Below are 23,375 nucleotides of genomic sequence, written 5' to 3' on the forward strand. Positions count from 1 at the left end.
ATGACCATCAAGACCTTCGCCCTGTGCTCCGCTTCGGCGGCGGCACTGTTGATTGCCGCGTCTCCTGCCGCCGCGCAGGTCCAGCCGACCGACCCGACGCAAACACCCGACAAGGTCGGCGCCGGTACCAGCGGCGACGTGCCGGCTGTGCAGGAAGGCCAGACCACGCCGGCTCCGACAGACGACCAGGGCGGCCCGGGCCAGCAGACGGCCGCTGCCGACGAGGGGACCACCGTGGTGGTTACCGGCATCCGCCGCTCGCTGAACTCGGCGCGCAACATCCGGCGCAACAGCGAGCAGATCATCGACTCGGTGGTGGCCGAGGACATCGGCAAACTGCCCGACCTCAACACGGCGCAGACCGCGTCGCGCATTCCGGGCGTGCAGGTCTACCGGCAGGGCGGCGAGGCGCAGAACGTGCTGGTGCGCGGCCTGCCGAACTTCACCACCACATACAACGGGCGGGAGATCTTCACCGCCGAGACCCGCGTCGTCGCATTGCAGGATTTCCCGTCGTCGAACATCGCGGCGCTGGAGGTATTCAAGACCTCGTCGGCCGAGCTGGTGGAGCCGGGCCTTGCCGGCCTGATCAACGTCCGCTCGCGCCGGCCGTTCGATTTCAGCGATGGCCAGATTGCCGGTTCGGTGTGGGCCCTGCGCACGCGCCAGGGCAAGGATTGGGCGCCGAACTTCAACTTCCTCGTCACCAAGCGCTTTGATGTCGGCTCCGGCGAGTTGGGCGTGCTGGCGAACGTGTCGCGCACCGAGATGACCTACCTCGACGCGGAGATCTCCAACACCGACTTCCTGCAGACCTTCGACGCGGTGGGCGGCCGCTTGAACTCCAACGGCGGGACCGGCACCGCCGCGCGCTTCCCCGACGTCCAGCGACTGTTCTACCGGTCGGGCAACCGCGTGCGTCCGTCGGGCAACGTCGCCATCCAATACAAGCCGACGCCCGACGTCGAATTCTATGCCGAGGGCCTATATCAGGGCTTCCGCAACAAGATCGACGATCGCGGGCTTAATGCGGAGTTCTACCGTAACACCGCCGCATCGAACCTCCTTTTCCGCGACGGCACCAACCTGGTGCGCAGCGGCACCTTCACATTGGTGGGTACCGCCGGCGTCATCCCCGTTCCACCCAACGCACCCAATCCGCTCGACCAGGAGGGCCTGTTCTCGTTCCAGGGCGGCACGTACAACAAGACCGACACCTATCAGATTGCCGGCGGCACGCGGATCACGCGGGGACCGTGGAAGTTCAACGTCGACATCGCGCGGACCAAGTCGACCTTCAAGGGGTCGACGGAATCGCTGGATCGACGGTGGATCAACCCTGCGACGGTCACTCTCGATACCGATCGGCCGGCCTTTACCGTTAGCGGCATCGACCTGACCGATCCCGCCCAGCAGCGCTTCGCCGGTTTATTCGAACAGAACCAGAAGTCGACGGGCGACGACTGGCAAGTCCGTGGTGACGTTCAGTACGACTTTGACGGCTCGTTCCTGAAAAACGTGCAGGCTGGCGTCCGTTACGCCACTCGCGATGCGGAGCGCCGCTTTAGCGACCGGTTCGCGGGGCCGATTGCCGGGTTCACCAACGCGTCGACCCTTCCGCTGGACTTCGAGGTGTTCAACGGAGTGAACGTAGGCGGTACGTCCGAATGGGCGGCGCCGACCTACGACAGCATCCGCGACAATCTCGCCATCCTGCGGCTGCTGGTTGGCTTCAGCACGTCCCCGGTGCCGGCCGCCTTGATCTACACCGCGTCGGAGAAGAATCTCGCGGGCTACGGTCAGCTCAACCTGGGTAGTGACGATATCGACGGCACCGTCGGCTTCCGAGTCAGCCGGGTGAAGACCCGCGTCAACGGGCCAATCCCCACGGGCGTGCCGGAGATCGACGAGGGCAGCAAGCGCACCGTCTTCCTGCCGAACGCCAGCATTCGTGCCCGGGTGACCCCCGAGGTCCAGCTACGTGCCGCCGTGTCGAAGACCCGCACCCTGGCCTCGTTCGAGCAGCTAAATCCCGGTGGGACATTGAACCGGCCGAGCGGGAACCTGACTGTAGGCGTGCCCGACAATCCGTACACGGTGAACGGCGGCAATCCGCTGCTCAAGCCGTTCACGTCCTGGAACGGTGACGCGGCAGTTGAGTATTATTTCGCCCCGAGCAGCTTTGTCTCGCTGACCGGATTCCACCGGCGCATCAAGGGCTTTATCCAGCAGAGCCAGGTCGACGTGACGGATCCCACCCTTGGTGTGGTCCGGATCATCGGGCCGGTGAACACCGGCAAGGGCCGGATCACGGGCTTCGAGCTGCAGGGCCAGGCCTTCGCTGACTTCAGCTGGCTTCCCGAGTGGGCGCGCGGCTTCGGCGCGCAGGCCAACCTGACCTACATCAAGGCCAAAACGCAGCAGCCGACCGTGCCGGGGCCTAACGCGCCGCTGAGCTACCAGCCGATCACCGACCAGCTGAACGGCGTATCCAAGTGGAACTACAACCTGGTTGGCATCTACGAGCGCAATGGCCTGGCGGCGCGCCTGACCTACAACGGCCGGTCGAGCTTCCGGGCGCTGTACCCGCTGCGCGGTGACGATCCTACCTACACCGAGATCGCGCATCCGGCCGGGCGCCTGGACCTGTCGCTCAACTATGACATCAACGATGCTTTCACGCTGTTCGGCGACTGGACCAACATCACGCGCAAGAAGTTCAGGCAGGACTTCACCTCGGCTCGCAACGGTCAGCCGGAGGCGGAGTTCGTCCGCTACAAGCGCTACGACGAGAGCACAATCTCGGCGGGCGTCCGCTTCCGCTTCGGCCGTTAAGCGGGGCTAGAACAGACGAGGGCGGTCCGTGCGCGCGGGCCGCCCTTGTTTGTGTCAGCGGATCGGCGTCGGCCTGAGGCTCGGCGCGATGATCGGGCGGCCGTTCTCCCACCCGAACGGCGCGATGTAGAGGACCCGCTTGTCGCCCGACTTGCGGCAGCTGTTGTTGCTGGCCCAGCCGTGAAAGCTGATGAACGTGCCGCCGCCGGCCTGGAACACCGACTGGTGCCCAGGTCCGCTGAGGCAGCCGGCGCCACGTGGTGCGCTAAAGCTGTATAGGACGGGCGTGGGCGAAGCGTCGCGGCAGGGGCCGAGCGGACCGTTGCAGCGGGCAAAGCTCATCGCATAGGGGCTGAGGCGCTGGTCAGGGTTCCAGCCGAAGTAGCCGCCAGAGTAGAGCAGGCTGTAACCATCCGGGGTCAGCAGCATGGTCGGCGCTTCGATGACTTTCTGCTTCCACGCGTCCCGGTCGGATATGCCGAGGTCGCGTGAGCTCCCGGCCAGTCTGAGGCCGTCATCGCTGAGCTGCACGCCCCATAGGTGGCTCGGCTTGCCGATGCGATTGCCGTCCGATTTCCAGTATAGGTACAGCTTCCCATCGCGGTCGCGAAAGGCGTTCGCGTCGATCGATCCGCCGAGGTCGAACTGGCAGACCAGCGGCTCGGCGCGGCTGTCGGTGAAGGGGCCCTTCGGGTCACTCGCCACCGCTACGCCGACGCACTGCTTGTCGCGCGCGCGGTGATTGGCGGTGTAGTAGAGGACATACCTGCCCCCGGCCTTGATCACTTCCGGCGCCCAGGTGAAGCCTGGCTTCACCCACGCCGCGAGCTTCGGCATGCCGTCGCGCTTCGAGCCGTCCGCATTGCGGACATAGTCCCAGCGGGTGAGGTCACGGCTGAGTGCCATGGGCAAGTTCTCGCCGGCGTTGGTGGAATAGGCGAGATACTCGCCGCCGACCGGCATAACGAAGGCGTCCGGAAAGTTCTGGTCGAATACTGGCACGAACATCGGTGCGGCCGCGGGCGCGGGCGTAGCTAGAACAAGGCCCGCGAGGAGGGCGGCAAGGCGCATGGTCAGGCGATCTCCACCCGGTCGGGCGTGAAGCGCAGCCTGGCCGTCAGCAGCGCCCGAAAGGCATTGTAGCCGCACCGGCTCGGGAAAAACGCGTGGAAGAACAACTGCGGCTCACCGTCTCCGCCGGGCGCGACCGAAGCGTGGCCCGGCGCCCACCAGTCGCTGGCGGATTTCAACAGCGGTTCGCCCTGCTTCACGAACGGTCCCAGCGGGCTGTCCGCTACCGCCACGCCGATGCCGTAGGCGGGCGTCGAGAAGTCGTTGCCGGCATAGAACATCCAGTAGCGGCCTGCCTGGTGGGTGACGAACGGACCTTCGATCAGATGGCCTTCCCAGTCCTGATCGTTGGCCAGGACGATCCGCTCCTCACCGACGAGGCTGCGACCGTCCTCGGCCAGGCGGCGGACGTGGATGGGGGTGGTCAGCGCCTCGACGATCTCGCCGGCATAGCCGGAGGCGACCAGCGCCGGGCGGACCCGCGGCCAATTGTCGAGTGCCGCCTCGATCAGCGGCTGCATCCAGAAGAAGCGCTCCATCGGCCGCCGCGTGTTCGCCCATGGCTGGATGGCGGCGGCGAAGGCGCCGGTGCGGCGATCAGTCTCGCTGGCGAACAGCTCGTCCACCAATTCGGGATGCTGGCGCAGCAGGCCAGCCAGCGGTCGGGGCCACAAGCCGTTGGTGTCGTTCTTCCAGTAGAGGTACGCGGTGCCGTCGACGTCCTTGAAGATGTGGCTGTCGATTACCCCGCCGCTGGCGGCGGTCCCGGGGTAGAGTACCTTGCCGCCGGTGATGAGCGGTCGGCCGTTGTCAGTCCAGGGACCAAAGGGCGTCGGGGAGCGCGCCAATCCAATCGCCAGCGCGTTGGACTTCTCGCGGGCGGTGTAAGCGACCCAGTATTCGTCGCCGATCTGTTGGATCTCCGGTGCCCAGAAGTCGGCCACATCCTTGCCGGTGGCCACCCAGCCGGGGGTCTGGCCTTCTTCAAAGATGAACCCCCGGTGTTCCCAGCTTTGCAGGTCGGGAGAGAACACCAGCGGAAAGGCGTCAGGGCCGTCGTTGCTCGTGGCGGTCAACAGCCACCCGCCATCGATTTTAAGCACTGCAGGATCGCCGTAGCCGGCAACCGTGCGCCCACTAAGGTTGTCGGTGATCAGCGGAGTCCATGCCTCGCCCGCGGGAACGGCATCGAGTGGTTCTTCAAACGCGGCCGGCAGGCGCGTACCGAAGTCTTCGGACAGATGTCGGAAAAACTCCGCATAATCCGTCTGGGTGCCACCCGCGATGCGGTAGCTCCGCTGGGTTTCGCCTTCACGCACGACCAGGTCGGTTGCAGCGCCGTCAGCGCTGAGTTCGACGGCGAAGGGGAGGGTTTCGTCACTGCTCATCGACGCGCGCCTCTAGTCCCATGGGCATGAACCCGCAGCAACCGATTGCGTCCATGGGCGCGATCCCGCACGACCATGCGATGAGATCTGTTGCCGTCCTCGCCGTCATTATGCTGGCATCCTGCGTTTCCGCTCCGCAGGTGCCGCGGAACTATGCCAATCCGGTGCTCAACGCGGACTTTCCCGACCCGTCGGTGATCCGTGCCGGACGTCGCTACTATGCTTTTGGAACTCAGGGTGGCGATCCGGTGCGCAACATCCAAGTGGCGGTCTCCGACGACCTCGTCCACTGGCAGGCAATCGGCGATGCGCTGCCGGTAAAGCCAAGCTGGGCAAGCCGCACGCAGGACTTCTGGGCGCCTGACGTCATGGCGGCGGAAGGGCGCTACTATCTTTATTATTCGGCCAAGCCGGATGCGGCACTCACCGACGCGAGCCGCGGCCTGTGCCTGGCGGTGGCGACGGCGGAGCGGCCGGAAGGCCCCTTCCGGGACAGCGGGCGTCCGCTCCAGTGCGGGGAAGGGTTCGTCAATATCGATCCCCATGCCTTCGATGATCCGGCGACTGGCCGCCGGCTGCTCTACTGGGGCTCCGGCTTCGGGCCGATCAAGGTACGGGAGCTTGGGGCCGACCGCATGAGCTTTGCTGCCCGCAGCGCGGAGCAGCCACTCGTCGGCACGATCAAGACCGACGATGAGCGTGAGTATCGGCGGCTGGTCGAAGGGGCATGGATTACCCGGCACAGTGGCTACTATTACCTGTTCTTCTCTGGCGACAATTGCTGTGGGGAAAAGGCGCACTACGCCGTGATGGTCGCGCGCTCGCGGTTCGCGACTGGGCCGTTCGAGGTGCGCACACGGCCGCTCTACTTGGTCGTGGAGGGCAACGATGCCTGGGTCGCGCCGGGACACAACAGCGTGGTGACCGATGCGGCCGGGCAGGACTGGCTGGTCTACCACGGCGTGGACCGCCGCCAGCCGCGCGCCCGGCCGACGGACGACGTAAACACCCGCCGGGTCATGCTGATGGACCGGCTGGTCTGGCGGGGCGGCTGGCCGGAGGTGACCGGCAAGGGGCCGAGCAGCGGGCCCCGACCGGCGCCAGTCACCCGCTGACCGCGTCCACCGTCTCCCGGCGCCCGACCAGCAGGGCATCGGCCACCAGCCGCAACGGCCGGACATCGACATGGCTTTGGCGGCAGTCGATCAGGTCGGCGAAGCGGCGGTAGAGCTTGGGATATTCGCCCGGCCCGCGAGCTGGCTGCTCGGCGCCATCGACCAGCAGCTTGCCGCCGCCGTCGCGTAGCTCGACAGTGCGGCCGTCTGCCAGGCGAATGGCGATCGTCCATTCTTCGCCGTCCGTCTTGCGCCAGTCGAGGCTGCAGTGGAGGGGCCCGTCCGCGACCGGGCTGTCCAGCGTCAGCTCCACCGCAATCGGCGTATGGGCGTTGTCGGGAAAGCTGAGAGTGGATTCGCGAACGAACAGCGCGCCGGGGAACATCGCCGTCAGGATCGAGAAGGCGTTAATGCCGGGGTCGAACACGCCGAAGCCTCCCGGCTCCCACACCCATTGCTGGCCGGGGTGCCACTTGTGGACATCCTCGTGCCAAGTGACCCGCATCTCCGCGATCCGCTGTCCTTCGAGCAGGGCGGCAGCAGCAGTCACGCCCGGGTTGGCCTGCGCGTGCCAGCTGGTGAACAATGTCACGCCCTTGGCTTCAGCTAGCCGGCCGAGCTCCTCGATCTCGCTGAGCGTGACCGTGGGCGGCTTTTCCAGCAGCAGGTGCAGGCCCGCCTCGATGCACTCGCGGGCGATGGCATAGCGCGGACCCGGCGGCGTGGTGATCGCCGCGCAGTCCAGCTTCAGGTCGGCGGCGAGCAGGTCGGTATGGCTGGTGAAGTTGGGTGCGGGGCCATTGCCCTGCCGACTAACGCTGCCGGCCAATTCAAAGCGGTCGTTGGCCTCGATCGCAGGCACGTGCTGGTCGGCGGCGATTTTGCCGAAACCGATGATGGCGGTGCGCAGCGGCCTCACCCGGCCAGTCCCGCGACATAGGCGCGCGCCTTGCGCTCGGTCTCTTCCGGTGACTGGCCCGGCTTGTAGATGCCGCCGCCGAGGCCGAAGCCGGCGGCTCCGGCGTCGAGCCACGGGCGCATGTTGTCGGGCAGGATGCCGCCTACTGCGAGCACGGGTACGTGCTTGGGCAGCACCGCCTTCTGCGCCTTGAGCACGGCGGGCGAGGCGCCCTCGGCCGGGAACAGCTTCAGAGTGTGCGCGCCGGCGTTGAGTGCGGTGAACGCTTCCGAAGGCGTGAAATAGCCAGGGCTGGAGACCATGCCCGCGGCGACGGTCGCGCGGATCACGGCGACGTCGGTGCTGGGCGAAACGACGATCCGCCCGCCGGCTTCAGCCACCTTGGCGACCTGTCCCTCCTGAAGCACCGTGCCTGCGCCGACCAGCGCCCGGCCTTCCAGACGCCGGGCAAGGCGGCGAATGCTGCTAATCGGGTCAGGGCTGTTCAGGGGCACTTCGACGATGCGGACGCCACCGGCGACCAGCGCCTCGCCGACCGCCTCCACCTCGTCAGGCGTGACGCCGCGGATGATTGCCACCAGCGGGCATTCCGCCAGGTAGCGGTTGAAGTCATCAAGGGCGGTCATGCGATCTCCTTCACCAGGGCCTGAATGCCCGCCAAGAACGCCCGTTCCCCGTCGACCTCGCGCGCGCTGCGGCCGGCCTCGTCGAGCGCGGCGACATACAGCCGGGTCAGCTCGGGCCGGCCCATGATTACGACTTCGGCGGCGGGGTCGGCATCGCCGAGGCCGGTGCGGACGTCCGCGCCGATCAGCAGGCCGCTGGCGAAGCTCGCCGCCTCGTGCGCCTCGCGCCGGCCAAGCAGCACGCTGGCCCGGATGGAGAACAGCTCGGTGGTCAGCGCGCGACCCTCCATGCCCTTTCGTACGCCGGCGCGGAACGCCTCGCCGACCGTCACCGACGTATGCAGCCACTGCGACAGGATACTGTGTTTGGACAGCAGGCTGAACAGCTCCCCGGTCATGACGGTGCGAAAGCTGGTCACCCTGCCGCCTTCCAGCCGTGCCCACTTGTTATGGGTGCCGGGGTGACAGACCAGGCTGTCGGGCGCAGTCAGGCCGGCGGCAACCGCGCCGAACAGCTGCACCTCTTCGCCGCGCATGACGTCGGCGCGGCTGTCGTCCAGGTAGCTCAAGCCCGGCACGATAGCCGCCCGCTCGCGCTCAATCCGGGACAGGTGGGCCGAGAGTTCGGGCAGGCCGGCGGGACAGGCGACATAGGGCGCCTCGACCCAGCCGCGATTGGACCCGATCATGCCGGCCATCAGCAGCGGCAGGTCACCGAGCCGCTCGCGAACGTTGGCGATGGCCGCCGGGAACCCTCCCGCAGGCACGGAGGTGATGCCCTGATCGTCTTTCAATTCCGCCTGCAGCACGCCTTCGGCATCCAGCCGGTAGGCGCGCCGATTGGTGGTTCCCCAATCAACCGCGATGATGCCTTCAGTCCACATGGTGCCGCTCATTGCATGAAAAGCGACGAACGGGGCCACAAGCTCCCCTGTTTTTTGCGTAGCGGTTCGCTATCCCACCCGCTGATGACCGCTGAATCACCCGCCCGGCTGGTTGCCGACGTTCACGCCGTGCTCGGCGAAGGACCGGTGTGGGTCACCGCTACGCAATGCCTGTGGTGGCTCGACATCAAGGGGCGCAAGCTGTTCCGCCTGCGCTCGGGCGATCGGCTGGACGAATGGCCGACGCCCTTCCGCATCGGCAGCTTGGCCCCGCGCGAAGGCGGCGGATTCATAGCCGGCACCGAGCACGGCTTTGCCCATGTGGATCCGGAAGCAGGCCGGTTCGAACTCCTCTTCGATCCCGAGGAAGACCGCCCCACCAACCGCTTCAACGATGGCAAGGTCGACCGGGCGGGGCGGTTTCATGTGGGCACCATGGACGATGCCGAGGAGCAGGCTTCCGGAGCTTTCTACAAGCTCGACAAGGCGCTGCTGTGCCAACGCTACGAGGACGGATTCAAGGTCACCAACGGCCCGGCATTCAGCCCCGATGGCCGGTTCATGTACGCCAACGACAGCGCGCGGCAGGTCACCTACGCCTACACGGTGACGCCGGACGGCACACCGGCCGGTCGACGCGAGTTCGCCCGCTGGGGCGAGGACGACGGCTACCCGGACGGTATGACCGTCGACGCTGAGGGCTGCCTTTGGATCGCCTTCTGGGACGGCTGGTGCGTGCGTCGCGTGTCCCCGGACGGCGAGCGGCTGGGCGAGTGGCGGGTGCCCGTCGCGCGGCCGACCAGCGTTGCGTTCGGCGGCCTGATGCTCGACCAGCTGTACGTCACCAGCGCCAGCATCGGCCTCGATGCGGAGGCGTTAGCAATGCAACCGAATGCGGGCGGGCTCTTTATGCTTGAGCCCGGCGTGTGTGGGATCGCCGAACGGCCATTCGCCGGCTGAACCCGAAGCAAACTTCCAGGAGCAAGAGCAATCGCCAACTTCATGTTCGCGACGGGAATCGAGAACAGCATTCCCACCATCCAGAACGGCAAGGTCCGGGTGGATCAGATGGAAGCCAGCGACTTCTATCGCCGCTGGCGCGAGGACTTCGACTGCGTCGAGGACATCGGGATCGAGTATCTCCGCTACGGTCCGCCGCTGCATAAATGCTTCCTCGGGCCCGGTCGCTACGACTGGGAGTTCGCCGACCTCACCTTGAACGAGCTTCGGCGGCGGCGGATCACCCCGATCGTCGACCTATGCCATTTCGGCGTGCCGGATTGGATGGGCAACTTCCAGAACCCCGACTTCTCCGAGCTGTTCGCCGGCTACGCAGCCGCCTTCGCCGAGCGGTTCCCGTGGGTGCAGCTCTACACGCCGGTGAACGAGATGTTCATCTGCGCCGTCTTCTCCGGCAAATACGGCTGGTGGAACGAGCAGTTGCGGACCGACCTGGGTTTTGTCACCGCGCTCAAGCACATCGTTAAGGGCAATGTCCTGGCGATGATCGAGATCCTGAAGCGGCGGCCGGATGCCATCTTCATCCAGTCCGAATCATCCGAGTATTTCCATGCAGACTCCCCGGCAGCCATCGGGCCGGCCGAACTGCTGAACGCGCGCCGCTTCCTCAGCCTCGACCTCAACTACGGGCGCCGGGTCGACAGCGAAATGTACGAGTACCTCATGGACAATGGGATGACTCGTGAGGAGTACCACTTCTTCCTGCACAATCGGTTGAAGCAGCACTGTATCCTCGGCAACGATTATTACCGCACCAACGAACACCGGGTCCATGCCGACGGCCGGACCGAAAGCTCGGGCGAGGTGTTCGGCTATTCGGAGATCACGCGGCAATATCATAACCGCTACCGGCTGCCGATCATGCACACGGAGACCAACCTGCGGGAGGGTCCGACCGGGCAGGAGGCCGTTCAATGGCTGTGGAAGGAGTGGGCCAACGTGCTGCGCCTGCGCAACGTCGGCATCCCGACCGTCGGATTCACTTGGTACAGCCTCACCGACCAGGTCGACTGGGACACGGCGCTTCGTGAGAAAAACGGCAACGTGAACCCGCTCGGCCTGTATGACCTCGACCGCAACATCCGCAACGTCGGCAAGGCCTACAAGCAGCTAATCAAGGATTGGCGCGACGTGCTGCCGGCTTCGTCCGTGTGCCTGGCCGTGCCGGTCAAGCCGCTCGATCAGGATTGCTGGCCGCCCAACGAGGAAGCGGCAAGTGCGGGCCTTCGCCTCACCCAACAGTCCATGCAGAACCCGGAGGCCGCGTGATGGCACTGGCCGAACTGGTGATCGATCGGATCGAAACCTTCCTGGTTCCGCCGCGCTGGGTATTCGTCCGGGTGGAAACTGCGGACGGCGCGGTCGGCTGGGGCGAGGCCAGTCTTGAAGGGCATGGCGAAGCCGTGGTCGGTGCATTCGACGCCATCCGCGACCGCTTCATCGGCCATGATGCAAGACGAATCGAGGACATCTGGCAGATCGCCTATCGCGGCGGCTTCTACCGCGGCGGGCCGGTGCTGATGAGCGCGCTGAGCGGCCTCGACCAGGCGTTGTGGGACCTCAAGGGCAAGGCTGCCGGCCTGCCGGCATGGGAGATGATGGGCGGTCGGGTGCGTGATCGGATCCGCGCCTACGCCTGGATCGGGGGCGACCGACCACACGAGATCGCCGACGCCGCCAAGGCGCGCCGCGATCAAGGCTTCACCGCGGTGAAGATGAATGCCACGGCCGAGCTGGACTGGATCGGCACGCCCAGGTTGTTCGACGAGGTAATCCAGCGCGTTCAGGCTGCGCAGGCTGCTGGAGTGGATGTCGGACTCGACTTCCACGGTCGCGTTCACCGGCCAATGGCCAAGCAGCTGGCCAAGGTGCTGGAACCGCTCGGCCTGCTGTTCATCGAGGAGCCACTGCTGAGCGAGAATCCTGAAGGGCTGGCTCAGATCTCCGAGCTGGTCTCGACCCCAATCGCGCTTGGCGAGCGGCTTTATTCCCGCTGGGACTTCAAACCGTTCTTCGAACGCGGTGCGGTGGATATCATCCAGCCGGACCTCAGCCATGCCGGCGGCCTGTCGGAATGCCGCCGGATCGCGGCAATGGCCGAAGCCTATGACGTGGCGGTGGCGCCGCATTGTCCCTTGGGACCTCTCGCGCTCGCGGCCTGTTTGCAGCTGGCGGCCAACGCACCCAACGTCGCCATTCAGGAGATGAGCCTGGGCATCCACTACAACGTGGGTCACGACCTCTTGAACTTCATCACCGACCCCGAGGTGCTGACCCCTCAGGACGGCTATCTCGCTATCCCGCAGAAGGCGGGTCTGGGCGTCACGATCGATGAAGCAGCGGTGCGGCAGGTGGCAGGCGAGGGGCACCGGTGGCGCAACCCGATCTGGCGCCAGCACGACGGCAGTTTCGCCGAATGGTAGGCGGCGCGGCGACCCGGCCATCACCGGGTCGCCCGCTTCTTGCCCTTAGGCGGCCTTGCGCTTCGGCTCGCGCTGGTATTCCACGTCGTCAAGCTGGTGCGCCAGCGCAGCCAGCTCCTCCCCGACGCGGCGCTCGACATTGTATTTCGCGTCGAGTTCGGCTTCCTTAGCCGTCAACTCGCGCCAGTAGCTGATCGACAGGCGGCGGCCGAACACGTCGTCGCCGCGCATCTTGAGCTCCGGCTCCGCCGTCTCTGGCAGGTTGTCGCGGATCGCGACAAGCGTTGTGATCAGCCGCTCCAGCGACGTGTAGTCGCTGATTTCGATGAAGTCCTTCACCCGGGTACGCATGGTGATTCTTCCTCCTCCCCAGTCCCTTGGGGATATTTGCGCCTCTGCGAATCCCGGCGCAATCAAGAATTGGCACTTAGGACGGGCGGAGTTACGGCCTTCTGAACACGTCCGATAGAAGGGGTTCAGACCGGTGCACATCAATGAGCCATTGCAGCTGGCGGCCGGTGCTCTGGAGCTGGAGCTAAGTCCCTCTATTGGCGGTGGAATCCGTAACTTCCATTGGACCGACGGAGAGCGCCGCCATCCGATATTGCGGCAAAGCCACAGTGCCGCGAATAGCGTCCTGGAACTCGCCAGCTTTCCGCTGGTGCCATTCGTGAACCGCATTCGCGGCGGGCGCTTCAGCTTTCGCGGGCGAGAGGTTCGGCTCCGCCCGAACATGGCCGGGGATCCCAGCCCGCTGCACGGCCAGGGGTGGCTCGGGCACTGGACCGTCGAGGCTTGCGGCAACCAGGACGCGGAGCTGCGCTTCGTCCATAAATCCGGCGAATGGCCGTGGGCCTACGAAGCGCTGCAGATGTTCGCGCTCGACGAGGGCGGGCTGTCGCTGGCCCTGATCTGCCGCAACACGTCCGATGAGCCGATGCCGTGCGGGTTGGGGCAGCACCCCTACTTTCCGTGCACCTCGGCTACCCGGCTGGACACGAAGGTCGCGACAGCGTGGGAGATCGACGAGCAGGTGCTGCCCGTGCGGCAGGTGCCCGCGCAGGGCCGCTTCGACCTCCGCGACCGGCCTGTATGCGGGCAGAAGCTCGACCACGGCTTCGGCGGCTGGGGCGGCAGCGCGCGCCTGACCGATCCGTCATGGCGACTTGAAGTGACGATGGGCTCGCCGACGGCGCGCTTCTTCCAACTCTACTCGCCGGAAGACGGCGGAATTTTCGTCGCCGAGCCGGTGACCCACGCCAATGCCGCGCTGAACGAACCGGAGGAACGGTGGGGCGAGCTGGGCCTGCGGGTGCTCGAGCCGGGCGAGGAGATGCGTCTCGACATGCGGCTGAAGGTCACGCTGCGCTGACACTCCGCGTCGGGCCAACCGCGTAGAGCATGGGTGGGCTGGCTAGGGAGCGTCAGGCTGGCTTTCAGCGTTGATGCGGCTGTGCAACGACCTTCGTCCCTCCGCCCGCGTGATCGGGCCGGCGCAATCGCGGCAGTCCTGCTGGTGCATGTCGCCATCCTGGCGGTGCTGCTGGCCAGTGGACGCGTGCCCCTTGGCGGGCAGGTGCAAGCGTCGGCGATCGAGACGTTCGACGTAGCCGAAACGCCGCCCCCGCCTCCGCAGCCTCCGCCGCCGGAGCGGCCGCGCGAGCAGGTGGGCCAGGCAAGCCCGCCGAACCTCAAGAGCCAGGCGACGCCGGTGGTCGCGCCGGACCCGGTGGTGTCGCTGCCGCCAACGACTCCGGTGATCGCCGCGGAGGTTCCAGCGCAGGGCGCCGCTCCGACCCAGGGAGCCGCGCCCATACCTGGGCCAGGCACAGGCGCGGGCGGACTCGGGAACGGAACGGGCGCCGGGGGATCGGGCAGTGGACCCGGCAGCGGCTCCGGCGGCATCGCCACCGGTCCGCGCCAGATTGCCGGCTCCATCAGCCGACGCGACTACCCCCGCGAATTGGAGGGGAGCGACGTCCCGCAGGAGGTCGTGCGCTTGCAATACACCATCGGCGCCGACGGTCGGGTGCACGATTGCCGCATCCTTCAGTCAAGCGGGGCGCCGCTGCTCGACCAGCGCACCTGCGAACTGTACGAGCAGCGCTACCGCTACGAACCGGCGCGCGACGCCGCCGGGCAGCCAGTCCCGATCACCGTACGTGCGGTGCGAAGCTGGTTTCGACGCGGGAGGCTGTTCTAGAAGGTGCCCTTGATCGACAGGCTGAAAATCGGCCCGATCAGCTGGTTGTTCTTCTGGACAAAGGAAATCGGCGCCACCGTCCGCCGGCCGTCATAGACGGTGCGATCCTGGCGATGCCGCGCGTTGAGCAGGTTCGATACCTCGGCCCTGACGGTCAGCCCATACAGGTTCTTGTGCTCCACGAACGCGCTCAGCCACCACGGGCCTTCCCAGCTATGATAAACCTCCGTGAGGTAATAGTTGCGCGCATAGTCGTCGCTGCTGAGGCCGGCGCCCCAAGCAAATGGGGTCCCGGGCACGTCGTGACGGAGCGTTGCATCGACGAAATAGAAGCGATTGCCGCTGATCGGACGACGCTCGCCCGTCAGCGGGTCCTTGACCCGGCTGCGGTCGAAGCCGGCATTGAAGTCGAGCTTGGCACCCTTCCAGCCGAGCGGATCGAAGTTGATGGTCGACGTGCTCTCCATGCCGACCCGGGTGGCGCTCGGCAGGTTGCCGATGCCCTCGCCATCGTCGCCGATCGGGATGATGTCGATGATGTCCGAAATCTTGTAGTAATAGGCCTTGAGCCTGGTCTTGCCCCAGCGGCCTAGCTCGCGGCCGACCTCCACTTCCGTTTCCCAGCTCTGCGGCGGGACCAGGTCCGGGTTGCCGGCATTCTGCCGGTCGGACGTCAGCTTGGGCTGCGCCAGGAAATCGTAGAAGCTGATCTGGCCGACGCGGCGACGTAGCTTGAAGCTGGCGTCCCATCCGTCCGCGGGGCGCCAACCAAGGTTGAGGCTGCCTTTAGGCCGGAAGAACTTGCGGGCGGGCAGGTCGCCGTCGACCCGCTCCAGCCGACTGATCTCGCCGCCGCCGGCCAGCTGCAGGCTCAGCCGCGGTGTCAGCGCGCGGCTGAAGGTCAGGATGCTCTCGTAGCGGACCTCTTGCACTTCACCCGAACCTTCGGGGAAGTCGCGCTCCTGGAATTCGCCGGTGGGCGATAGCTCGAACAGGCTGCCGCGCTGGTCGAGAGAGTTGAAGGCCCGCTCGAGCGACAGCTGCCAGTCGTTCTTGCCGCTCTTCCAGCCGTATTCGGCCCGCGCGATGGTCTCGCCGATCAGGCTGTCACGGCGGAAACGCACGCCTTGAGAAGGAGCGCCGCTGTCGAAGCTGTTGACCTGCGTGGTGGTGACCGGCTCATGATCGTGGTGGCGGACGCCGATCAGCTTGAGGCGCCCGGGTCCAAGCGCGAATTCGTAGTCGGCGTTGACGTCATAATAATAGCCCGCGAGCTTGCCTTGCGTGACCCGGGCGCGGTTGTCGCCGTCCACCCGGATGCGCTGGTCCCGCTGGTCGAACGGGTTCCAGTAGGGCGTGTAGCCGAGCAGCAGGTTGCCGACGGAAGAGCCGGGCCCGTCAAGCTTCAGCTTGGTCTCGAACGTCAGCAGATTGCTCTCGCCGTGATAGCGTTCATTCCGGCGTTCGATTAGCGAACCGGCGCGATCGTAGATCAGGACCGGACCGCCAAACCCTCCGCGCCCAGTGTCGTTCTTGGCCGACAGCGTATACTCGACCGGACCGGTGCTGCCTGTGTAGCTTATCGAGCCAGCGTAGAGGTCGGGCTTGGTATAATGCGCCCGGAAGCTCGGATTAAATTCGAACTGGCCCGACGACTTCGCCGCGCGGGCGACGATCACGTTGGCGACCTGCCCAGTCAGGCCGGCGATGCCGAGGGTGGCCGCGTCGAGTACCTCGATGCGCTGGACGTTGGCGACGGCCGTGCGCTGCAGTTCCTGGAGCGCCCCGCCAGACTTGTTGGCGATGCGCTGGCCATTGATCAGCACGTTCTCCGACGCCTGGCCCAGGCCGCGCTCGTTATCCGCGCTGCGGATCGTGAAGCCGGGAAGCTGCACCAGCATATCGTAAGCGGTCTTGGGCGCGAAACGGGCGAAGTCGGCCGGCGTGTAGACCGACTTGGGCGGTGCCACTGGCGGTTGTGCCAAGGCCGGAGCGCCGAGCAGCGCGGCCGTTGCGAGGAGACCGGCAAGCAGGGAACGCAACATGGAGGTCTCCTGGTGAGGTGAGGGGCAGCGTGGCTGGAAGCGGGCCTGCGTCAAGGCATCAGCCCCGCGACCTTCAAGCGGATGAGCTCGTCCGCTGACAGGCGCGACGACTGCGGCGGGCGCAGCGAGCGGACGAACTCGGGCGTGACGTTCAGCGCCTTGGCCTGGATCAGGGTCGCCACCGGCAGCGCCGGATACCCCGCTTCCCGGAAGCCGCGAATGAACTCGGGCGTGATGTCCAGCGCCTTCAATTGGATGAGCTCAGACGCCGGAATGCGCCCGTAGCCCTGGCGGCCGAGCGCCGCGACGTATGATGGGCTGATGTCCAGCGCCTTGAAGGCGAGCAGGTCGCCGACGTTGGCCGGCTTGTAACCTCCGCGGGCGAGCTCGCCGATATAGGCGGGGGTGACGCCGAGGGCCGCCAGGCCGGTCAGGTCGTCGGCGCTGACCCGGGTGTAGCCCGCGTCCGCCACCGCATTGACCAGCGCGGACGTGGCGCCGACAAGGGTGAGGCCGAGCGCCTCCTCTTCGTCGGGAGCCTCGATACCGCGGCTGGCAAGCAGGGCGGCGAAGCGCGGGTCGGCCTTGAAGTCGCATTGGCCGCCGGCATGTCCAGCGCGCTGCGCGGCACCGCGGCAATCGACGCGGCCGGCGTCGCGGACCAGCGCGAACCCGATCGCTCCCGAACCGGCGCGCAGCGCGTCAGTGTTCAGGCCGGCAAGTTCGTTCGGGCGATAGCTGCTGCTGCTGTGCATGCCCGAGCGCCGGCCGTCGCGCAGGGTTAGCTGCACCCGGTCCACCCGGTCGGTCCCCGACAGGGTGAAGCCGAGCTCGCCGACGTTCGCGGCCATGGTCGAGGAGGCCACACCGATGCCGGCGAGGCAGATGGCGGCGAGGAGTGCGAAGAACTTATACATCGGACTACTCCTTCTTCAATCTGGTTGGGGCAAGGCTTCCCCGATCGCCCAGGAAGGGCGTTGGTGCGGTCTGGTCGGTGATCAGATAACTAGTTGTCGTCGGGCTCTTCGGGGGGCTCAGGCGGCTCCGGTGGCTCGTCCTTGTCGTGCCGGTTTGCCACTACCCCTCGTCGCAAGCCGCGAAGGTCGTTGGCGCTGATCCCGTGTGCTCGCAGTTCCACCAGCTTGTCGGGCGTGAGGCCGCCGATCCCAGCCTGGCGCAGGCTGCGGATGTAATCGGCCGTGACGTTGAGCGCGCGCATGCTGGTGAGGTCGTCGATCGACAGACCGCGGTATCCGGCCGAGGCAAGATCGGCGACATAGGCCGGCGACACGCCGACTGCCCGCGCGCCTACCAGGTCGTCGATGTCCGATGGACGGTAGCCGGCCCGGGTCATCTCGCGCAGCCAGTCCGGAGTCACTCCTACCGCCTTAAGCTCGATCAGATCGTCGTCGTCGATCCGGGCGTAAGGAGCAGCGGCCCGGAGGGCGGCGGCATAGTCGCCGGTCACGCCCATCGCCTTGAACGCGATGGCGCGTTCCACGGGCTCCATGTCACGGTGCGCGCGCTTAACGTTCGGGCCGACCGGTCCCACTGGGCCAACCGGACCCACCAGACCGCGTGGGCCCACGGTCGGGGGCACGGGCGTAAGCGGGGTCGGCGGAGTCCAACCCGGGTGCGGGTGGGCTGCGGCCAGCTTGACCTGTTCCGCTACCTTGGCTCCGTCAACCAGCCCGGCTTCCGCCAGGGCGGAGGTCACGCTGGCGCGGGCGATCTCGCCGCTGTCTGCGGTGGCTTGAGTCACCGCCCTGGCCACCACGGCGGGGAGCGAGCGCTCAAGGTTTGGAGCATTGAAGCTGACCGGGGCGCGGCTCTCGACCGTGGCGGCGGCGGGGGTGAAGCTCACCGCCGCCAGCGGCGCCGCCGTGGCGACCACGCCAAGAGCTAGGCCGGCGCCGAAGCCGCGCGCTACCGGGCCACGCGGCAGGCTGTTGTCCAGCACGCGGCGGACGCGGCGGGTCAGGCTGCCTTTGCCGGGCGCGACGCCGTGCGCGCCGAGCAGCAGGCCCTTGCTGTCGTGGCGGGCGACCCCCACCAGCAATTCGGCATAGTCGGCGTTCGGGACGTCGGCGGCGAGCACCGCGTCATCGGCCGTTTCCTCGCGCAGCTGGTGCGCCTCGCGGGCGAGCATCCAGACCAGCGGGTTGAACCAGTGCATGGCGGTTACGGCGCGTGCCAGCAGCAGCTTGGCCCAGTCGAGGCCGCGGACATGGGCCAGCTCATGGGCGATCACCGCCTCGGCATCGCCGCGCGCGTCCAGCGCTTCCTCGTTGAGCAGGATTACCGGCCGCAGCAGGCCCCAGCTGATGGGCGAGCGGAGGTCGGGGCTGGTGAGCAGGGCGGTGCCATGCTTGAAATCCATGCGCCGCTGGGCGTGGGCGAGCGCGGTCAGCCACGACGGCTCGACCAGGACACTGGCGCGGGCGCGAAGGGCGAACAGGCGAAGCAACGCCAGCGCGGTGATGGCCAGCAGCACCGTCGCGGGCAGGCCGTAGAGCAATGGCCACCATTGCACTCCGCCGGACGGCTCGGCCACCGACGGCAGGCTTGCTTCGGCAACGACCGGCGCGACGGCGGTGCTGGTCACCTTCGGCTCCACCAGGTAGCTCGGCGCCGGGGCGGCGCTGCTCACGAACCCCGGTGCTTCCACCACCAGCTGCGGTAGGAACATGGAGCCGAGCGGCACGATCAGCAGCGCCAGCAGGCCGAAGTGCGCAAGCATGCTGCGCTCGGCCGCCGACCGGTTCGCAAGCAGGCGCAGCAAGCCGAGGGTCACGCCGGAAACCAGCAGCGATTTCAGGACGAAGGGCAGGATCAGGTCCATCTCAGCGCTCCCCTTGCTCGCGGCGGGCCCGGGCGATCATCTGCTCAAGCTCGTCCAGCTCGTTCGTGTCGAGCTTGTCGGACATGCCGAGCAGAGCGCTGGCGGCGCTGGTCGCCGAGCCGTTGAAGAACACGCGGACGACGTCGGACAACGCCGACTTGCGCGCGGTCTGGTCGGAGACGGTCGGGCTATAGAGAAAGCCACGCTCGCTATCCGCGCGGCGGACCACCCCCTTGTCCTCGAGCCGCTTGAGCATGGTCCGCACGGCCGAGCCACTGAGCGGCTGCGGCAGGGCGTCGGTCACTTCCGACGCCGTCATCTCGCCCTGCGCATAGAGCAGGTCGACGATCTGGCGTTCCTTCGGCGGCAATCGGTTGAGCACGACTCGCGTCCTTCTAGCTACATTTGTAGCGTGTGCTACATTTGTAGCGCCGGTGCAAGTACGGTTTCTCGCCGTTTGTCGAACGACCAACGGATGATCAGGGGAGCTTGCGGATGGTTTCCTCGACGTGGGCTACGCGCACGCCGAGCTTGGCGACCTCCAGATGGTTGAGCACGGTGCGGCCGTCCGGCTGAAGCGCAAGCTGCTGGTGAACGTCGAGACCGCCCTTCATCCGATACCGTATCTGGGCCCGCGGGCCGGCGACCGTCAGGGCCACGGGACCGACCGCTTCCGTCAGGCTGCCGGAGTAGCGGCCGGGTGCCACCGGCCGGATCGTCCACACGCGCGTGCGCGGCGCCTTGCCTTCCTGACTGATGCGCTGGGTCAGGACGAGGCCGCCGCCGCCGGTTGGGCGCCCGCTGCTTTCGACCCGCATGGCGCGAGCGCCGGCGAAGATCTGGTGGAGCTCACCACGTCCTTCCGTGCGGCCGGTGAAGAAGGCGATTGGGTCAAGCCGGGCACTGGTGTCCGCCGGCAGGTGGACGGACGTGCAAGCGTTCAGCGGGAGGGCGGCGGCAAGGAGGGCGAAGTGACGCATGGGCTCACAACGCTTATAGACCGGGTGGTTCAGCCAGAACGTCCGGCGACCAGTTGATCGACGACGCCCGGATCGGCCAACGTGGAGGTGTCACCAAGGCTCGAGAGCTCGCCTTCTGCGATCTTGCGCAGGATGCGACGCATGATCTTGCCGCTGCGGGTCTTGGGCAGGGCAGGGGCGAACTGGATGTGTTCGGGGATCGCGAGAGCGCCGATGTGCTTGCGAACCTCGGCGTTCAGTTCGGCCTTCAACCCGTCGTCGCCCTCGGTGCCGGCGTTGAGGGTGACGAATGCGTGGATCGCCTGGCCCTTGATGTCGTGGGGCACGGGTACGACGGCAGCTTCGGCCACCGACTTATGTTCGACCAGTGCGCTTTCGACCTCCGCCGTACCGATGCGGTGTCCGGACACATTGATGACGTCGTCCACCCGGCCGGTAATCCAATGATAGCCATCCTCGTCGCGGCGACAGCCGTCCGCCGTGAAGTACATGCCCGGGTAGGCGCTGAAGTAGGTCTGGAAGAAGCGGTCGTCGTCGCCCCAGATGGTGCGCGCCTGCGCCGGCCAGGAGGCAGCAAGGCAGAGATTGCCGCTGGCCGCGCCGTGCAGCTCCTGGTGCTCGCTGTCGACCAACACGGTGCGGACGCCGGGCAGGGGCAAGGTGGCCGAGCCGGGCTTGAGGTCGGTGGCGCCGGGGAAGGGTGAGATCAGGATTCCACCCGTCTCCGTCTGCCACCAAGTGTCAACAATCGGACAGCGGCCGTCGCCCACGACATGGTAATACCATTCCCACGCTTCCGGATTGATCGGCTCGCCGACCGTGCCGAGCAGGCGGATGGACTGGCGCGAGTGGGCCTTCACCGGCGCCTCGCCCTCGCGCATCAGGGCGCGGATCGCGGTCGGCGCGGTGTAGAAGATGGTGACGCCGAGCCGGTCGCAAGTTTCCCACAAGCGGCCGAAGTCGGGATAGTTGGGGACGCCGTCGAACATGACGCTGGTCGCGCCGTTCAGCAGCGGGCCGTAGACGACATAGCTGTGGCCGGTGATCCAACCGATGTCGGCCGTGCACCAGAAGACGTCGCTGTCCTCGGCGCCGAAGATCCAGTCGAAGGTGGTGGCGGCCCAGACCGAATAGCCGCCAACGGTATGCACCAGCCCCTTGGGCTTGCCGGTTGAGCCCGAGGTATAAAGGATGAACAGCGGGTCCTCCGCGTCCATCGCTTCCGGCTCGGCTTCGATCTCAAGGCTGTCGCGGACGGCCGAGTAGCTGATGTCGCGCCCGTCGTGCATCGGCACGTCGGCGCCGGTGCGGGTGACGACGATCACCGTCTCGATGCCGCTGCTCATGGCCAGCGCGGCGTCGACGTTGGCCTTCAACGGAATGACCTTGCCACCGCGCACGCCCTGGTCGGCGGTGATGACCGCGCGGGCGCCGCAATCGTCGATCCGGCCGGCCAGGCTTTCGGGCGAGAACCCACCGAACACGACCGAATGGACGGCGCCGATCCGGGCGCAGGCGAGCATCGCCGCCGCCGCTTCCGGGATCATCGGCATGTAGATCATTACCCGGTCGCCGCGCCCGATGCCTTGGCGACGGAGCAGGTTGGCGAAGCGACAGGTCTCTTGCGTAAGCTCCCGGTAGGTCCAGGCGCGGCCGGCGCCGGGCTGGTCGGGCTCGAAAATCAATGCGGGACGGTCGCCGCGTGTCGCCAGATGCCGGTCGAGGCAGTTGACCGAAAGGTTGAGTTGCCCGTCCTCGTACCAGCGGATGTGGAAGTCGGCCTGCCCAAAGCTCCATTCGCCGGTTCGCGTGGGGAACCGAGACCAGTCAAGCCTCCGCGCCTGCTCCAGCCAGAAGCCATCCGGATCCTCGTCGGCGAAGCGGCGCAGCTTGGCCAGCTCGTCCGGCCCGATCCGGGCGCTGAAGTGCTCCGGGACCGGGTGGACGGCGTGGCTCATTCGGCGGGCTGCTCCAGCGTGCTCATGTCGATCACGAAGCGATAACGAACGTCGTTCCTGAGCAGGCGCTCATAGGCGTCGTTCACCTCGTCCATGCGGATCGTCTCCACCTCCGGATAGATGTCCTTGGCGGCGCAGAAGTCCAGCATTTCCTGCGTCTCCGGAATGCCGCCGATGGCCGAGCCGCCGACCGCGCGGTTCCACATGATGAGGTTGCCGCCGGTGAACGGCGGCATCTCCATCAGCGCGCCGACGATCACCATCCGCCCCGAGCGCCCGAGCAGCTGCAGGTAGGGGTCGATCGGATGGCTTACCGGAATGGTGTTGAGGATGAAGTCGAAGCGGGTCCGCGCCGCCTTCATCTGCGCCTTGTCGGTCGAGATGATGACGTCGTGCGCGCCCAGCTCACGCGCGTCCTCGCCCTTGCTCGGCGTGGTGGTGATCATGGTCACGTGCGCGCCCATCGCTGCGGCGAGCTTCACGCCCATGTGGCCGAGCCCGCCCAGGCCGACCACCGCAACCTTCGTGCCGGTACCGACATCGTATTGGCGCAGCGGCGAGTAGGTGGTGATGCCGGCGCACAGCAGCGGCGCGACGCGGGTCACGTCCATGCCGTCCGGCACCTTTAGGACGAAGTGGTCGCGCACGACGATATGGTCGGTGTAGCCGCCCTTGGTGATGGTGCCGTCATGGTAATCGGCACTGTTGTAGGTCTGGACGCTGCCCTTGCGGCAGAACACTTCCCAGCCCTCCAGGCACTGGTCGCATTCCATGCAGCTGTCGACCATGCAGCCGACCGCGACCGTGTCGCCGACCTGGTGACGGGTGACCTCGTCGCCGACCGCGGTGACAGTGCCGACGATCTCGTGGCCAGGGACCACCGGGTATTTGCTGCCCCGCCAGTCGTTGCGGCAGGTGTGGAGGTCGCTGTGGCAGATGCCGGCGTGCGTGATCCGGATGGCGACGTCATTCGGACGGAGGTCGCGGCGTTCGAAACGGATCGGTTTAAGCGGCTGGTCGGGGGCGTCGGTGCCCCAGCCGATGGCTTGGGTGGGCAAGGGAAATG

Annotated in this window: 20 protein-coding genes; 7 read left to right on the forward strand and 13 right to left on the reverse strand. The window is 66.8% G+C overall.

Annotated features, from left to right (window positions below):
- Entirely contained in the window at positions 1-2,835 is a 2,835-nt protein-coding gene (locus tag OMW55_RS02075; RefSeq protein WP_264880437.1) for a TonB-dependent receptor, read from the forward strand.
- A 54-nt stretch (positions 2,836-2,889) separates the two neighbouring features.
- Here OMW55_RS02075 and OMW55_RS02080 read toward each other — a convergent pair whose 3' ends face one another.
- Entirely contained in the window at positions 2,890-3,906 is a 1,017-nt protein-coding gene (locus OMW55_RS02080) for a glycoside hydrolase family 43 protein (RefSeq protein ID WP_264880439.1), read from the reverse strand.
- Between the two features lie 2 nt (positions 3,907-3,908).
- Entirely contained in the window at positions 3,909-5,294 is a 1,386-nt protein-coding gene (locus OMW55_RS02085) for a glycoside hydrolase family 43 protein (RefSeq protein ID WP_264880441.1), read from the reverse strand.
- 26 nt (positions 5,295-5,320) lie between these two features.
- On the opposite strand from OMW55_RS02085, the gene OMW55_RS02090 reads away from it, so the two are divergent.
- On the forward strand, positions 5,321-6,409 hold the full coding sequence (locus tag OMW55_RS02090; RefSeq protein ID WP_264880442.1) for a glycoside hydrolase family 43 protein: 1,089 nt from the start codon (positions 5,321-5,323) through the stop codon (positions 6,407-6,409).
- On the opposite strand, the gene OMW55_RS02095 is transcribed toward OMW55_RS02090, so the two are convergent.
- The 3 genes from OMW55_RS02095 to OMW55_RS02105 are packed head-to-tail and all read right to left on the reverse strand — an operon-like array spanning position 6,399 to position 8,838.
- Positions 6,399-7,328 carry a Gfo/Idh/MocA family protein gene (locus tag OMW55_RS02095; RefSeq protein WP_264880444.1) on the reverse strand — a complete coding sequence of 310 codons (930 nt, stop codon included), beginning with the start codon at positions 7,326-7,328 and terminating at the stop codon, positions 6,399-6,401. The two genes, OMW55_RS02090 and OMW55_RS02095, sit on opposite strands and share 11 nt — an antisense overlap.
- The gene (locus OMW55_RS02100; RefSeq protein WP_264880446.1) at positions 7,325-7,954 is read right to left on the reverse strand and encodes a 2-dehydro-3-deoxy-6-phosphogalactonate aldolase; all 630 of its coding nucleotides are present in this window, start codon (positions 7,952-7,954) and stop codon (positions 7,325-7,327) included. Before OMW55_RS02100 ends, OMW55_RS02095 begins: the two co-directional genes overlap by 4 nt.
- Complete coding sequence (locus OMW55_RS02105; RefSeq protein ID WP_264880447.1) at positions 7,951-8,838, reverse strand: 2-dehydro-3-deoxygalactonokinase; 888 nt, start codon at positions 8,836-8,838, stop codon at positions 7,951-7,953. Before OMW55_RS02105 ends, OMW55_RS02100 begins: the two co-directional genes overlap by 4 nt.
- A gap of 84 nt (positions 8,839-8,922) precedes the next feature.
- Between OMW55_RS02105 and OMW55_RS02110 the strand changes: the two genes are divergently transcribed.
- From OMW55_RS02110 to dgoD, 3 genes are read left to right on the forward strand one after another with little or no spacing between them, the layout of a single operon-like run.
- Positions 8,923-9,798, forward strand: a complete 876-nt coding sequence (locus tag OMW55_RS02110) for an SMP-30/gluconolactonase/LRE family protein (protein ID WP_264880449.1) — start codon at positions 8,923-8,925, stop codon at positions 9,796-9,798.
- Positions 9,799-9,840: 42 nt separating this feature from the next.
- Complete coding sequence (locus OMW55_RS02115; protein ID WP_264880451.1) at positions 9,841-11,127, forward strand: family 1 glycosylhydrolase; 1,287 nt, start codon at positions 9,841-9,843, stop codon at positions 11,125-11,127.
- Entirely contained in the window at positions 11,127-12,281 is a 1,155-nt protein-coding gene (gene dgoD / locus OMW55_RS02120; RefSeq protein ID WP_264880454.1) for a galactonate dehydratase, read from the forward strand. The genes OMW55_RS02115 and dgoD overlap by 1 nt, the downstream gene beginning before the upstream one ends.
- A 45-nt stretch (positions 12,282-12,326) precedes the next feature.
- Here the strand turns inward: dgoD and OMW55_RS02125 are convergent, their stop codons facing one another.
- Entirely contained in the window at positions 12,327-12,632 is a 306-nt protein-coding gene (locus OMW55_RS02125) for a hypothetical protein (RefSeq protein ID WP_264880455.1), read from the reverse strand.
- Between the two features lie 133 nt (positions 12,633-12,765).
- Between OMW55_RS02125 and OMW55_RS02130 the strand changes: the two genes are divergently transcribed.
- Entirely contained in the window at positions 12,766-13,653 is an 888-nt protein-coding gene (locus OMW55_RS02130) for an aldose 1-epimerase (RefSeq protein WP_264880457.1), read from the forward strand.
- An 81-nt stretch (positions 13,654-13,734) separates the two neighbouring features.
- Positions 13,735-14,484, forward strand: coding sequence for an energy transducer TonB (locus OMW55_RS02135; RefSeq protein ID WP_264880458.1), 750 nt, complete (start codon positions 13,735-13,737; stop codon positions 14,482-14,484).
- Here the strand turns inward: OMW55_RS02135 and OMW55_RS02140 are convergent.
- The 7 genes from OMW55_RS02140 to OMW55_RS02170 all read right to left on the reverse strand — a co-directional run bounded on the left by OMW55_RS02140 (position 14,481) and on the right by OMW55_RS02170 (position 23,367).
- Complete coding sequence (locus OMW55_RS02140) at positions 14,481-16,529, reverse strand: TonB-dependent receptor plug domain-containing protein (protein ID WP_264880459.1); 2,049 nt, start codon at positions 16,527-16,529, stop codon at positions 14,481-14,483. The two genes, OMW55_RS02135 and OMW55_RS02140, sit on opposite strands and share 4 nt — an antisense overlap.
- A gap of 50 nt (positions 16,530-16,579) precedes the next feature.
- A complete protein-coding gene (locus OMW55_RS02145) occupies positions 16,580-17,446 on the reverse strand; it encodes a hypothetical protein (RefSeq protein ID WP_264880461.1) in 867 nt (288 codons plus the stop codon).
- Positions 17,447-17,535: 89 nt separating this feature from the next.
- Positions 17,536-19,371: a M56 family metallopeptidase gene (locus tag OMW55_RS02150; RefSeq protein WP_264880463.1), complete on the reverse strand. Its 1,836-nt coding sequence runs from the start codon at positions 19,369-19,371 to the stop codon at positions 17,536-17,538.
- Position 19,372: 1 nt separating this feature from the next.
- The gene (locus tag OMW55_RS02155; RefSeq protein ID WP_264880464.1) at positions 19,373-19,753 is read right to left on the reverse strand and encodes a BlaI/MecI/CopY family transcriptional regulator; all 381 of its coding nucleotides are present in this window, start codon (positions 19,751-19,753) and stop codon (positions 19,373-19,375) included.
- A gap of 97 nt (positions 19,754-19,850) precedes the next feature.
- Complete coding sequence (locus OMW55_RS02160) at positions 19,851-20,351, reverse strand: DUF3833 domain-containing protein (RefSeq protein WP_264880466.1); 501 nt, start codon at positions 20,349-20,351, stop codon at positions 19,851-19,853.
- Between the two features lie 29 nt (positions 20,352-20,380).
- Positions 20,381-22,309 carry an acetate--CoA ligase gene (gene acs, locus OMW55_RS02165; RefSeq protein ID WP_264880468.1) on the reverse strand — a complete coding sequence of 643 codons (1,929 nt, stop codon included), beginning with the start codon at positions 22,307-22,309 and terminating at the stop codon, positions 20,381-20,383.
- A complete protein-coding gene (locus tag OMW55_RS02170; RefSeq protein ID WP_264880470.1) occupies positions 22,306-23,367 on the reverse strand; it encodes an NAD(P)-dependent alcohol dehydrogenase in 1,062 nt (353 codons plus the stop codon). The genes acs and OMW55_RS02170 overlap by 4 nt, the downstream gene beginning before the upstream one ends.
- Between the last annotated feature and the right edge of the window lie 8 nt (positions 23,368-23,375).

The sequence above is a fragment of the Sphingomonas arvum genome, from assembly GCF_026013565.1.
Taxonomy (GTDB): domain Bacteria; phylum Pseudomonadota; class Alphaproteobacteria; order Sphingomonadales; family Sphingomonadaceae; genus Sphingomicrobium; species Sphingomicrobium arvum.

What these genes read in the sequence shown, in the direction of transcription:
- OMW55_RS02100 (WP_264880446.1), bottom strand. Translation starts at nt 7,954, where the DNA reads ATGACCGCCCTTGATGACTTCAACCGCTACCTGGCGGAATGCCCGCTG.
- OMW55_RS02115 (WP_264880451.1), top strand. Translation starts at nt 9,841, where the DNA reads ATGTTCGCGACGGGAATCGAGAACAGCATTCCCACCATCCAGAACGGC.
- OMW55_RS02145 (WP_264880461.1), bottom strand. Translation starts at nt 17,446, where the DNA reads ATGTATAAGTTCTTCGCACTCCTCGCCGCCATCTGCCTCGCCGGCATC.
- OMW55_RS02090 (WP_264880442.1), top strand. Translation starts at nt 5,321, where the DNA reads ATGAACCCGCAGCAACCGATTGCGTCCATGGGCGCGATCCCGCACGAC.
- OMW55_RS02105 (WP_264880447.1), bottom strand. Translation starts at nt 8,838, where the DNA reads ATGTGGACTGAAGGCATCATCGCGGTTGATTGGGGAACCACCAATCGG.
- OMW55_RS02110 (WP_264880449.1), top strand. Translation starts at nt 8,923, where the DNA reads ATGACCGCTGAATCACCCGCCCGGCTGGTTGCCGACGTTCACGCCGTG.
- dgoD (WP_264880454.1), top strand. Translation starts at nt 11,127, where the DNA reads ATGGCACTGGCCGAACTGGTGATCGATCGGATCGAAACCTTCCTGGTT.
- OMW55_RS02140 (WP_264880459.1), bottom strand. Translation starts at nt 16,529, where the DNA reads ATGTTGCGTTCCCTGCTTGCCGGTCTCCTCGCAACGGCCGCGCTGCTC.
- OMW55_RS02075 (WP_264880437.1), top strand. Translation starts at nt 1, where the DNA reads ATGACCATCAAGACCTTCGCCCTGTGCTCCGCTTCGGCGGCGGCACTG.
- OMW55_RS02085 (WP_264880441.1), bottom strand. Translation starts at nt 5,294, where the DNA reads ATGAGCAGTGACGAAACCCTCCCCTTCGCCGTCGAACTCAGCGCTGAC.
- OMW55_RS02150 (WP_264880463.1), bottom strand. Translation starts at nt 19,371, where the DNA reads ATGGACCTGATCCTGCCCTTCGTCCTGAAATCGCTGCTGGTTTCCGGC.
- OMW55_RS02080 (WP_264880439.1), bottom strand. Translation starts at nt 3,906, where the DNA reads ATGCGCCTTGCCGCCCTCCTCGCGGGCCTTGTTCTAGCTACGCCCGCG.
- OMW55_RS02160 (WP_264880466.1), bottom strand. Translation starts at nt 20,351, where the DNA reads ATGCGTCACTTCGCCCTCCTTGCCGCCGCCCTCCCGCTGAACGCTTGC.
- OMW55_RS02125 (WP_264880455.1), bottom strand. Translation starts at nt 12,632, where the DNA reads ATGCGTACCCGGGTGAAGGACTTCATCGAAATCAGCGACTACACGTCG.
- acs (WP_264880468.1), bottom strand. Translation starts at nt 22,309, where the DNA reads ATGAGCCACGCCGTCCACCCGGTCCCGGAGCACTTCAGCGCCCGGATC.